This is a genomic window from Bacteroides sp. NSJ-39 (genome assembly GCF_014287315.1).
Lineage (GTDB): Bacteria > Bacteroidota > Bacteroidia > Bacteroidales > Bacteroidaceae > Bacteroides > Bacteroides finegoldii.
In genome coordinates, this window is the sequence record NZ_JACOOB010000001.1 from 108,916 (window position 1) to 120,746 (window position 11,831).

The 11,831-nt window shown below is 34.2% G+C and carries 11 protein-coding genes; all 11 read left to right on the plus strand.

All coding sequences use genetic code 11. The features are described from left to right. Positions 1-308: 308 nt before the first annotated feature. The 11 genes from H8S63_RS00530 (at position 309) to H8S63_RS00580 (ending at position 11,826) form a co-directional block, all read left to right on the plus strand. Positions 309-677: an acyltransferase gene (locus tag H8S63_RS00530; RefSeq protein ID WP_222619532.1), complete on the plus strand. Its 369-nt coding sequence runs from the start codon at positions 309-311 to the stop codon at positions 675-677. Positions 678-701: 24 nt separating this feature from the next. Beyond that, on the plus strand, positions 702-2,243 hold the full coding sequence (locus tag H8S63_RS00535) for a lipopolysaccharide biosynthesis protein (RefSeq protein ID WP_186925398.1): 1,542 nt from the start codon (positions 702-704) through the stop codon (positions 2,241-2,243). A gap of 3 nt (positions 2,244-2,246) precedes the next feature. After that, complete coding sequence (locus H8S63_RS00540) at positions 2,247-3,428, plus strand: hypothetical protein (RefSeq protein WP_186925399.1); 1,182 nt, start codon at positions 2,247-2,249, stop codon at positions 3,426-3,428. Next, on the plus strand, positions 3,418-4,482 hold the full coding sequence (locus H8S63_RS00545) for a glycosyltransferase family 4 protein (protein WP_186925400.1): 1,065 nt from the start codon (positions 3,418-3,420) through the stop codon (positions 4,480-4,482). The genes H8S63_RS00540 and H8S63_RS00545 overlap by 11 nt, the downstream gene beginning before the upstream one ends. 82 nt (positions 4,483-4,564) lie before the next feature. Further along, positions 4,565-5,569, plus strand: coding sequence for an acyltransferase family protein (locus H8S63_RS20260; protein WP_370527596.1), 1,005 nt, complete (start codon positions 4,565-4,567; stop codon positions 5,567-5,569). Further along, positions 5,559-6,710: a glycosyltransferase family 4 protein gene (locus H8S63_RS00555; RefSeq protein WP_186925402.1), complete on the plus strand. Its 1,152-nt coding sequence runs from the start codon at positions 5,559-5,561 to the stop codon at positions 6,708-6,710. The genes H8S63_RS20260 and H8S63_RS00555 overlap by 11 nt, the downstream gene beginning before the upstream one ends. Beyond that, positions 6,707-7,891 carry an O-antigen ligase gene (locus H8S63_RS00560; protein WP_186925403.1) on the plus strand — a complete coding sequence of 395 codons (1,185 nt, stop codon included), beginning with the start codon at positions 6,707-6,709 and terminating at the stop codon, positions 7,889-7,891. Before H8S63_RS00555 ends, H8S63_RS00560 begins: the two co-directional genes overlap by 4 nt. A gap of 2 nt (positions 7,892-7,893) precedes the next feature. Then, the gene (locus tag H8S63_RS00565; RefSeq protein WP_186925404.1) at positions 7,894-8,943 is read left to right on the plus strand and encodes a GNAT family N-acetyltransferase; all 1,050 of its coding nucleotides are present in this window, start codon (positions 7,894-7,896) and stop codon (positions 8,941-8,943) included. Then, positions 8,943-10,004 (plus strand): glycosyltransferase family 4 protein, encoded by a 1,062-nt coding sequence (locus tag H8S63_RS00570; RefSeq protein ID WP_186925405.1) that lies wholly within the window; start codon positions 8,943-8,945, stop codon positions 10,002-10,004. Before H8S63_RS00565 ends, H8S63_RS00570 begins: the two co-directional genes overlap by 1 nt. Then, positions 10,001-10,729, plus strand: coding sequence for a polysaccharide deacetylase family protein (locus H8S63_RS00575; RefSeq protein ID WP_186925406.1), 729 nt, complete (start codon positions 10,001-10,003; stop codon positions 10,727-10,729). Before H8S63_RS00570 ends, H8S63_RS00575 begins: the two co-directional genes overlap by 4 nt. 5 nt (positions 10,730-10,734) lie before the next feature. Further along, positions 10,735-11,826 (plus strand): glycosyltransferase, encoded by a 1,092-nt coding sequence (locus H8S63_RS00580; RefSeq protein ID WP_186925407.1) that lies wholly within the window; start codon positions 10,735-10,737, stop codon positions 11,824-11,826. The last annotated feature ends 5 nt before the right edge of the window (positions 11,827-11,831 follow it).

The following is an 11,831-nucleotide window of genomic DNA, read 5'->3' on the forward strand; positions in this document are numbered from 1 at the left end:
CTAATCGACGATAATAAAAATGAGTATTATAAATCAGTTAAAAAAGACTTTCAGACCCTTAAAGAATCGTTTATATGCTCTACCTCTGTATTTACAGAGATATGCTAATAATGAGGTAATTCTTAATGGAGCCCGGCTAAAAAAAGTGAAAATAAAAATTAGGGGAAGTGAAAATAGGGTATACATTACACTCGTCGCAAGTATTGGAAAATTCTGAAATTAGTTTAAATTGTTGTAATTCTGTGATTTATTTGCAGGGAGGGTATGCTAATAACTTGATTATTAGAGTTATGGATGATGGTAGTGATGTGACTATAGGAAATAAGACGACGATTAATGGGGCTGAATTATGGGTTACGGAAGGGATGGATATTACAATAGGGCAGGATTGTATGTTTGCAAAGAATATCGAATTGAGAACAGGAGACAATCATGCCATATTTCAACATGGTAAGCGGGTGAATCATGGCGGGTCTATTTCTATCGGTCATCATGTCTGGATTGGTGCGAATGCGAAGATAATGAAAGGTGTGTTGATACCTAGTGGCTCTGTTATAGGTAATTCGTCATTGGTTACTAGAAGTCTTGAAGAGGAAAATGCAATATATGCAGGAGTCCCTGCAAAGTTGATTAAGAGTGATATTTGTTGGTATAGAGATAAAAAGTATAGACTATAGGCAAACAATGATAAAATAATATAAATGACAGGCAGAATACAGAAATCTATAAAAAATGCCAAAGTGAACGTGATATTTTATGTTATCACGGCAGTTTTGGCTTTCTTCTCTCGTAAAGTTTTTTTAGATAATCTCGGCACAGAGTTCTTGGGATTGTCATCAACGTTAGGCGATATACTCAATTTGATGAATATCACAGAACTAGGGATTGGCACTGCTGTTGGTGTTACTCTTTATAAGCCTTTGTTTAATGATGAGAGAGAGAAAATAAGTGATATTATATCGGTGTATGGATTCCTTTATTCCCGTATAGGTATATTAATAGGTAGTGTCAGTTTTATATTTTCATGCTTTTTCCCGTTAATGTTTAAGGATATAAATATTCCATTATGGTTGGTGTATTTCATGTTCTTCTCAATGGTATATGGTGCTCTGCTTAGTTATTTTGTTAATTATAAGCAGATTATTCTTTCTGCATCGCAGAACAACTATGTAATAATGTATCGCTATAACATTATTACTGTTGTTAAGACGGTGTTACAGATGATGTCATCATTACTGCCATTTTGTTATATTTGGTGGATATGTTTGGAGATTGTTGCGGGAACAGTAAACTCGATCATTCTTCATTTTTCAGTGAAGAAACGTTATCCATGGCTAAATACTTCAATTAAATCGGGAAGAGCAAAATTTAAAGACTACAAAGACTTGTGGGTAAGGACAAAGCAAGTTTTTGCATTTAAGTTATCTCATTTAATATTCAACGGGTCAATAAACATTTTTATAAGTATTTTTTCTTCATTGTCTATGGTTGCAATATATGGCAATTATAATATGTTGATGTCTAAAATAACAGCCTTTTTTGATGGTCTATTTATTGGTATGGGAGCTAGTATAGGAAATTTAATAGCAGAGGGTAATAAAGAAAAATTACTTAAAGTATTTTTTGAACTTATGAGTTTAAGATATTTTGTTGCAGGACTGTGCAGTATAACGCTTTATTTTGCTGTCCCAAAGTTAATTCTTGTATGGTTAGGTGAAGAATATATTATGCCTCAATTAGTTCTCATACTGATGTCTATTCATATTTTCATACTTCAAGCGCGTCTTACTGTGACAAATTTTAAAGATGCTTATGGATTGTTTCAAGATGTGTGGGCTCCAATAGCAGAGGTGTTTATTAGCATGTCTCTATCATTAATATTAGGTAAGTATTTTGGATTGCCTGGTATCTTATTTGCTTTTACAATAGCAGATTTGCTTATAAAAATTTGTTGGCAACCATATTATTTATTTAAAAATGGTTTCCAAATGTCCATAATTAAAGAATATCTACCTGTGTTTTTAAAATATGTTGTTATCCTTTGTATAACAATATGTGGTGTTTTGTATGTGGAAGGAGGAATTAGTTCTTTGGTTAATTCAACTTCAATGATTGGTGCTTTTATGTATAGTTTTATTATTGGATGTTTAATTTTATTTCTCCTTACCATATTCTTTATGTGTTTCGACAAAAATTTTAGATTTTTAATGATTCACGTTAGAGATTATTGGAAAAATAAATAATGTATGATGTTTTTCGATATCTTATATTCTTTTGTTCAATTGATTAAGCACATTTTGTTTGGCAAAAATATAGATGTAATTCTATATTATCCGCAACATTTTAATCGTTCAACTAAAGGTACGAATCCTTATTTTGATTCGATAGTTGAGATTTGCAAAGAGAATGGAGTAAAATATCTTATAATGGAAGAACCTGATAGTGGTACTTCTAATCCTCGCGATCCTCAGTGTATGAAAGCAGATGCTTTCTTTTGGATTGTGACGATAATGCGTAAGCTGATGCGTGTTGGTCATAAAGGAAAAGCACCTGTAGAGATAGATGCGAATATAGCTCATTTTTGGGATGCAATTACCTTTCATAAGTTTAGAGCAAAGAGGTATATTACAATCTCAAACTCTATGATTGATGTTTTAGCTGAGTTAAATCCAAACGGAATAGTGTACGATTACCAACATGGAATCATATTTAATGGACATCCGGGATATTTCGTAGAAAAAGACTATTTGGTACCTTCATATATAAAGTCCAATAGACGTGTCATGTTATGGGGAACGCTTTATCGATGTGCTTTTGATGGGGCTTTGTTCAAAGATGAATTATATAAGAGGATAAAAGTGGTTGGTTATCCAATACGAAATTCTGTGATTGATATTGTATATCAAAAACGAGAGTGTGTTATAATATCTTTACAAATAACATCAGATGGTGAAATGTGGTATAAGCATTCGCCTAAGATGTTGTATGAGTGCTTGGAGCAATTGGATAAATGGGGTTATAAGGTGTTGTTGAAGCACCATCCTCGTTTTAATAATGAGGTAGATTTGAGTGATGTCACTACAAAATATCCGTTTGTAGAGTTTACCACAAAAACATTAATAGAGTTGGTTCCTTTAGCTTTATTCCACATTACATGGAGTTCTACTACTAGTTTCGAATATGCAAATTTTGGTGTTCCTACTTTTTTCTTGGTTGATGAGATGTTGTCTCATGGTACAACAATCTTTTATGAACAATATCGCTATCCTCTTTATGAAAGTATGAGTTTATTAGAGGTGGGAACACGGATAGCGGACAAGCAGGTCTATGAAGAAGATTGTAAGGTTGTAAAGGAGTGGTATGATAGTGCATACGCTTCGTTTAACAGACAGCAGGTATTAAAAATACTCACAGGAAATGAAGACTAAAAAGATAAAAGTGTTCCTTGGAGGATACGTTAATTACACTAATGCGCAAAATTTGAATTGTCGTGCTTTGGCGAAATATCTTAATAAGGGGAAGATTGAGTGTGCGGCAATGCTTTTCCCAAATGGTAATTTGAGTGTGGATAGTGATTTGGTTGGCATAAAGTTGTTTAAGTGTTTGCGTCCTCAACGTTATTTTCGTTATCTTACATATTTGAGAGGTATTATGTGGTGTGACGTGGCATATTTGCCAAAAGGTGAAATATGGGAGTTCTGTAGTAGGTGTCTGAAGTGGTTTGGTAAGAAGTCGTTCACCACTGTTGAGGGGGTCATATCAGGTACAAATCTAGATAAATCTATTGTATCTTATGGCTCTAAGGAAGCTATTGTAAACGTCTATAGCTTTACAACGAAGACCTATGCTATTACTAAATACATGTCTGAGAAGAATAAGGAATTGCTGGGGATTAATTCTGACGGAGTGCTGTTTTTAGGTATTGACACAGAGCTATTTCAACCTCAAAGTAGACCTAGAGATAAGTTACATAATATAGCGTTTATAGGTAATAATATTCGCTATAAGGGTATTGATGATTTCTATGCAATAGCAGAGAAGTTTCCGGCGCTCACTTTTCATATAGTTGGTGGTGGTATTGGTTATGATGTAGTTGAGGAAATTGGATCCAAAGGACTGAGGAACTGTGTCTATCATGGTTTAATGGACCATACTCAAATATCGGAGTTTCTCAAAGGTATTGATTTGCACATTTTTCCTTCTCGTTCTGAAGGCTTTCCAAAAGTAACACTTGAAACGGCAGCTATGGGGGTACCGTCCATTGTTTATTCAGATTATGGGGCCTCGGAATGGATTACCACAGGGAAAAATGGTTATGTGGTTGATAAAATAGATGATATAGAGGTGATACTCAAAGATCTTCAGCAAAGTCCTTGGAAACTCAATACTCTTGCGGACGAAGCTATAAAATTGGCTGAATCATTTGATTGGCGGGTGCTTATTAAAGATTGGGAGAAGGTAATAGAAAATTTGGTTAGATAATACACATTGTTAATAAAATTACTTTTGTAAAAAGTATATAAAAGTGCTGAATTCATTTTTACTGTTTTTTGTATTGTTTGTAGTGTTGAGACTATGTTCTTATGTTGATAATAAGAAAACTTCATTACCGTCATATTTTATTTGTGATAACTTGATATTATGTAAAGACGTATTGTCATTGTCTAATACTTCAGTATATAGGGGTTACGCTATACTGATAATAATGCTTTGCCACATTGCAGGGTGTTGGAATTTTGTAGGGTTCACTCCCTTCGGTGGCATAGGAGTAGCAATGTTTCTTTTTTTATCCGGTTATGGACTTAATGAATCATGGAAGAAAAATGGGCTAAAATCGTTTTGGAAGAAAAAAGTGCTGCGTGTTATTTTTCCATATGTGCTATTTAGGATGATATGGTTGATGATAGATGGTTCTATATTAGATGGAAGTGCATATTTTTCTATCGTCAATTGTTCACATTCTTCTTTTTGGTATATTGATTATTTGGTAAGGTGTTATATAGCTTTTTATATTAGTAATAAGTTACTTAACGGTAAGTACAAGTTATTATTGCTTTTACTTTTTGCGATCTATTCATTTTTGTGTCTTTCATCACTATGTGCTGAACAAGCTTTTAGTTTCTTGGTGGGAGTTATAGTATCGGAGAGGAAGAGAGTGATAGATTGCGTGCCTTTTAGAAAAGTGTGCTTTTATAATAGTTTTTTGCTCTTACTAGGTATAGGTTGTCTTGCGCTTAAACAACTCTCTTTTATGAGGGATTTATCGAATACTCATTGGTTTCTGTTATGTGAATTGGGAATAAAATTGCCTTTAGGAATATCTTTCATGACATTACTCTATTTAATGAGGAATATGGTAAATTCACAGGTTATAGTGATGTTTGGGACTATAAGTTTGGAACTCTATCTGATTCATATTTGGTTGGTAAAATATATTGTAAAGGATAGTGTCTTTCAAGGTTTGGCATTGATAATTGTAAGTACTTTATTGGCTTATAGCTTTAATAAAATGTGCAACTATTGTACGAATTTATTAGTGGCGTATAAAAGAAATGATAATGCGAATTGATTATAAACCTATATATTTAGTTATTACGCCGTTTTTCCCTTCAGCGCAGTCATTTCGTGGTCCTTACGTGTATGATCAAGTAAAGGCAATAATGTGTGACGGTCGTTATCGGGTAATTGTGATGATGCCTGACTCCTGGATGCACAAAGTGGGGGAGTATGAATACGATGGTATTAATGTACATCGTTTTGTGCAGTATGACTTGCCGACAAATGCGTGGCCGGGGGCGGGGGATTATTTCAGTCTACATTCTTTTAGCAAAGCTTTGAAACGTATCAATGTTAAATATGAAGACATAGCTGTAGTGCATTCTCATGTAACAAGTTTAGCAAAGTATGCTGATTATGTAAAATCTAAGAATCCCCGGACAAAAACGATTCTGCAACATCATGGATATGACGTACTTAGCATTACCGATGGACGTTTTGCTGATAGGCAATGGCATAAGAGGCGTTGTATAAGTTATGGCGTGAAGTTGTGTAACAGAATTGATTTACATGTGGGAGTAAGTAAGGAGATATTACGCTATCTTGCTGAGTATGATGGTATAAAACTTAAAGATACTTATGTCTTATACAATGGGGTAGATAAAACTAAATTTTATTCAACAAATGGATCACATTCCGGTTTTCATATTGGATGTGTGGCAAATTTCTGGCCAATTAAAGACCAGATAACATTAATAAAGGCTGTAGAAATATTGCTTAAGGAAGGATTTGAAGACATAAAAGTTACATTTATTGGTACGGGGGTAACTAGAACAGAGTGTGAGGAGTATGTGCAAAGACAAGAATTGAATAATTATTTTGAATTTAAAAATGAAGTTGATCATCGCCAGCTAAATGCTTTCTATAATACTTTAGATTTGTTTGTTCTTCCATCTTATTGGGACGCATTTGGATGTGTATATACTGAAGCTTATGCTTGTGGAGTACCTTTTATGACGGCCAAAGGTTCTGGTATCACTGAATATATACGAGAAGAAGATTTTGATAATTGGGTAATTGAACCACACGACTATAAGGCACTTGCTCGAAATATCGGTCGCTACATTAAAACCAGAGAAAGGCAAATACTTAAATATCCTATAGATATAAATAAGCTTATACAGCCATTTATGAATTACTTAACACAAAAATGAATAGCAATATTATTTTAATTTTATCTGTAATCATTGCATTCTCAAATTCACTATGTATTGGGCTTCCTATACCTCAGGCTGCTTATTACGGATGGTTTGCTTTTATTGGTTTAATAGGCATTATCAATGGTGTAAGGATTAATGTTACGATGGTATTATTTATAATAGCATGTGTTTTGTCTATTCTTGCCAATGATATCCCATCCATATTTCAGGCTGAATATAGGTTGATTTCTTTTTGTTTGATGATTTTGGCAATTGGACCATTAAATGAAGGAAATTCATTGAATAAATTTAAATGGAATTTGTATGGTTTAATAAACAAGGTCATTATAGTCGGTACATTAATTTCGTTTGGTGGATACTTGGCGCATATTCCATTATTTCATGGATGGTCCGGATTTAATGGATTTACTAATCATAGTATGACAATGAGTAGTATTGGTGGTATATCATCTTTACTTTGCTTTAAGTTATTTCTTGATGAGACAAATAACCCTGATACAACTTTCCGGAAAAAATGGGGCTTCTTGGGTGCATCTGTTGCATCTGTTCTTGTTTGTTTTTTAGGTGCATCTCGTGCTGCATTGGGAGCTACGTTTGTAGCACTATTCTTTTATTTATGGTTTTATTTGGGCAATGTGGGTAAATTCATGAAATATTTAATTGTGGCTTTATTTCTTGTGGTTATCTCATCTCCCGTGTGGTATCCTTATACTGAAAAAGTGCGTGAAAAAACAGAGGCGCGTAATGCAATGGGAGGGCAGTTTTCGAGTAGGGATGATATGTGGAATGCTAGAAAAGCAGAGTTTGAATCGAGCCCAGTTTTGGGAATAGGATTTTCTAGTGTCGACCTTAAGAAGTCGTCTGATAGTGTGCGTGCTAATGGTGGTATTGAACCTGGTACCAGTTGGTTGTTTATGTTGTCATCTGTTGGACTATTAGGAACATTATTCTTTGCCATATTAGCACTAAAACCAATAATAAAGTATATGTTCAATGCAAAAAGGTATCCATTACAATTGCTGTTAGTGATAACTTTATTGGTATGGCGAAGTATCCATCTTTTTGCGGAGGGATATATTATGGCTGCAGGTGACTTTTCTTTTTTGCATGTGTGGATATTAATAGCTTTGGCTAATGTAATCGTGGATAATAAATATAAAATAACACAAGAGTAAATATGATAGAAATAATAGATACTATTGATAAGTTCAAGACTTTAGAGATTGAATGGAATTCATTATTTCATAATGCTAATGATGTAACATTTTTCCAAACATTTAAGTATAATTGGATTGCTTGGGAGACGTTTGCAACCCCAAATGATAAACTTTATATTATAACATACCGTACTAATGATAAAGAATTACAGGCTATATTCCCTTTTTACATAAATGGAAAGGGATTCCTAAAGTTTATTAATGATAGACATACCGACTTTTGTAATATTATTATATCAAAAGAGGTTGTAGCTATATATAATTTAATGAACGATGTCTGGAAATTTGTAGAGGAAGATAAGTTGATAAGGTTTCTGTTACTTGATAATGTAGTTTCCAATTCTCCTATTTTGGCGTATTGGAAAGTGTTTCAAGGTAATGCTTTCGTTTTTTCGCAAACAGAACACTCATGGTTAAACTGTCCTAAGTCTGAGAGCATTTTTAGTGAGTTTCGACACTTAAATGCCAAAGAACGAAAACGTTTGGTTACGCTTGACAAGAAATCGGTTCAATGTAATATGAAAATCTTTAATATTGCCAATGAACCTTATCCGGAACATGTGATAAATCGAATTATACAATTGATGATTGATTCTGGTTTACGTTCGTCATCGTATTTAAACGATACAATGAGGTTATTTATGCGTAAACTTTATGAGAATGGGTTGGTAGAATTACCTGTCCTATATGACAATGGTGAGCCGATATCTTTAGGTTTTGTATTTGTGAATGAGCAGAGAACTTATAGTATGAGATGGGTGATATTGTATAAATCAGGACAATTCAATTTGTGGAATAATGTGAGGTATATTGTTGAAAAATCTCAAATAGGTAGCTCTGTTGTTGATTTTGGTCGCGGTGGCTATGATTATAAGATGCAAAATTTCCGTCCCCAAGTAGAAAATCTCTATCGCTTTATGGCATCTAAAACCAAGTGGGGGAATTGGTATGTGCTGTTTAAGATTGCTGCTTCACATATGCGTAAAACTTTAAAAAAATATAAAGGCTGATGAAGGTTTTTGCTTTTCTTGCTGAACCAGCCAGTTATACAGTAGACCGAAATCTTAAAGTCTATGTGCCAATGGGAATAGATTACTGTTATCTATTGGGCGATAGCGAGGCAAAAAACACAGGGGGTGAGGGTAAAAAGGATGTGTTTGCAGACCTATCGAAATGGCAACAATGGTGTTATATGAGGCGTATACTTAAGAAGTATGATACTATTATATTTAACGGATACACTGGCTTGTCGTTTTTGATGTTGTTTGTTTTGAATTTGTGGTATAGTAAATCCATTGGAATAGACTCTGATACTCAGTATCGGGAACCGGTAGGACTGTTTAAACGATGGGGAAAGCGCATATATTTAAGCATAGTGTTTGGAAACAAACATATCTATGGTCTTGCTGGTGGTAATTATACACATAAAGACCTGTTTCGTAAGTTTGGTATGGCCCAGGAGAGAATTCTGTTAATGCCGATGGTGGTGGATAATGTACATTTTGATAATAAGAAGTACAAACAGAAGCCAACAGATATAATGTGTTTTGTATATGTGGGGCGATTGATAGAGTGTAAGAATATAGACTTTATGATTCGTTCATTTCTGGCTTATCACCAAAAATATGCAAATAGTGAACTGCATATTGTGGGAAAAGGGGCTTTTGGTGAGGTACTTAAAAAGAAATATGAGTCATATGGATCTGTTTTTTTCGATGGGCCAAAGTATGGTGACGATCTATTGAATGTTTATCGTCAAAATCATGTGTTGATATTACCTTCTACTTACGAACCTTGGGGATTGGTTGTTAACGAGGCTATGGCAGCGGGTATGCCAGTGTTAGTGAGTAACGAGGTGGGAGCACATTACGACCTTGTAGATGGTAACGATACAGGCTTTGTTTTTGATGCATATAGTGAGCAGTCACTTGTGGATGCCATGAGGCAAATATCAAATATAGATACATACAAGAAGTATTCTGATAATGCGTATAACTTTATGCACAATCACTGGAATTATTCGCTCTACCGTAAATGTTTGGAAGATTTTATAAACAAAACTACACGATGAGAAAAATAATAAAAAAAACTCTGTTATGCTTTTCGAGCATATTGCACCATAATAAGAAGAGTAAAATAGTGTATTATCACGATGTGTACGGTGATAAAAAATATACAGATATGGGTACTTCGCTTAGTACGTTTGCACAACATATTAAAGTGATATATGATGAGGGATTTACCATAAAAGCGAAAATTCAGAATCCTGATAAAGAAGTAATGATATGCTTTGATGATGGCTTTCGTGGTATTTATGATACCAGACAGTTTTTTATAGATAATGGTTTGTGTCCAACAGTATTTCTTGCAATAAGCTTAATAGGAAAGCCGGGGTATCTTAATAAAGACGAAATTCTTGAACTTCAAAAAGCAGGTTTTATATTTCAGTGTCATGCTTGGAGCCACAGTGATTTAACTAAATTCACTAAAGAGGAGTTGGTACGCGAACTTTGTGAATCGAAAAAGGAGCTCACGGAATTGCTGGGTAAAACAGTGGATGAGATATGTTTCCCAATAGGTTATTTTTCACAATTAGTACTTGATGAGTGTAAACGTTATGGTTACAACACTATGTATTCTAGTATACCAGGTAATTATTTTGACCAACTGTATGCGGATGGTTTGCGGACTCGTAACCTGTTGCAGTTTGCTGATGCCAATGAAGCAAAACTTATACTGCATGGTGGTAATGATATGATACATAATAGATATGTTAAAATGCATTGGAGAGGATAATATTTATGAATATTTTCGTAATTGCCACAACCTTACAAGCCGGGGGAGGTATAACAATATATAAGCAGTTCTTATCGCATCTGCCAAAGTATATAGGACAAAATAAGTATTGGATATTTATTAATCCTGTGCTGCCGAAAGTGGCGATAGAGGGAGTAACATATATATCTTTTCCTCTACAATCCAAGTTAAAACGGATTTTGTTTGAAGGTAAATTGCTACAAAATGAAATTGTAAAATTGGGAGTAAAACCCGATGTTGTGGTTTCACTTCAGAATAATGGATATAAGAAGATCGGGGGAAGTAAGCAGATTGTTTATTTTCATCAGTCGTTGCCGTTATATCCGGGAGCTTACAATCCTTTCAAATGTACAGAAAGAATGCTGTTTAATTATAAGCATATTTTTCCTCGCATAGTAAAGCGTACATGGGTTAAAAATACACAGTTTGTTGTACAAACACCTATTGTGAAGAAACGCTTTGTATCATACTTTAATGTTCCTACGGAAAATGTTCGTGTATGTTTTCCGGATGTTGAGAAGGTGGATGTTACACAGTGTAAAACCTATAATTGGGAAGATAATAAGAAACATTTCATATTTGTTGGTGATGATTCTAAATATCGTAATGGTTGCACTTTGGCAAAAGCCATGGGAATATTAAGTAAACAAAATCCGGCATTGGCGGCGGATATAAAAATTCATGTAACAAGTTCTGCAGAAAAAGCTCCTATAATGTACAATGAGGTAGTTAAGAATGGTGTAGACAAAAACTTCGTATTTGAAGGTATTATAAAGCATGATAATTTATTGAGTTACTATAAATCTGCTGCAGCTTTAGTTTTTCCGAGTTCGATTGAGACAGTCGGTTTGCCATTACTTGAAGCGGCAGCCTTTGGACTTCCGGTTTTGGCGGCTGATGTAGATTATGCTTATGAAGTGTTGAATGGTTATGATGGAGTAGTTTATACTGATGTGTATGATTATGAAGCTTGGGCAAAGAATATAGTAGCGTTTAGTATAAATCATAAACGATATAAACCTTTGCCACAAGAACGAGAAAGTGACTGGGGTGTTTTTTTTGATTTGATAAAGTAGACATT

Bases quoted from the DNA above. Each gene is read 5' to 3' on its own strand.
- H8S63_RS00580 (WP_186925407.1), top strand. From the start codon at position 10,735: ATGAATATTTTCGTAATTGCCACAACCTTACAAGCCGGGGGAGGTATA.
- H8S63_RS00575 (WP_186925406.1), top strand. From the start codon at position 10,001: ATGAGAAAAATAATAAAAAAAACTCTGTTATGCTTTTCGAGCATATTG.
- H8S63_RS00540 (WP_186925399.1), top strand. From the start codon at position 2,247: ATGATGTTTTTCGATATCTTATATTCTTTTGTTCAATTGATTAAGCAC.
- H8S63_RS00560 (WP_186925403.1), top strand. From the start codon at position 6,707: ATGAATAGCAATATTATTTTAATTTTATCTGTAATCATTGCATTCTCA.
- H8S63_RS00535 (WP_186925398.1), top strand. From the start codon at position 702: ATGACAGGCAGAATACAGAAATCTATAAAAAATGCCAAAGTGAACGTG.
- H8S63_RS00570 (WP_186925405.1), top strand. From the start codon at position 8,943: ATGAAGGTTTTTGCTTTTCTTGCTGAACCAGCCAGTTATACAGTAGAC.
- H8S63_RS00545 (WP_186925400.1), top strand. From the start codon at position 3,418: ATGAAGACTAAAAAGATAAAAGTGTTCCTTGGAGGATACGTTAATTAC.
- H8S63_RS00565 (WP_186925404.1), top strand. From the start codon at position 7,894: ATGATAGAAATAATAGATACTATTGATAAGTTCAAGACTTTAGAGATT.
- H8S63_RS00555 (WP_186925402.1), top strand. From the start codon at position 5,559: ATGCGAATTGATTATAAACCTATATATTTAGTTATTACGCCGTTTTTC.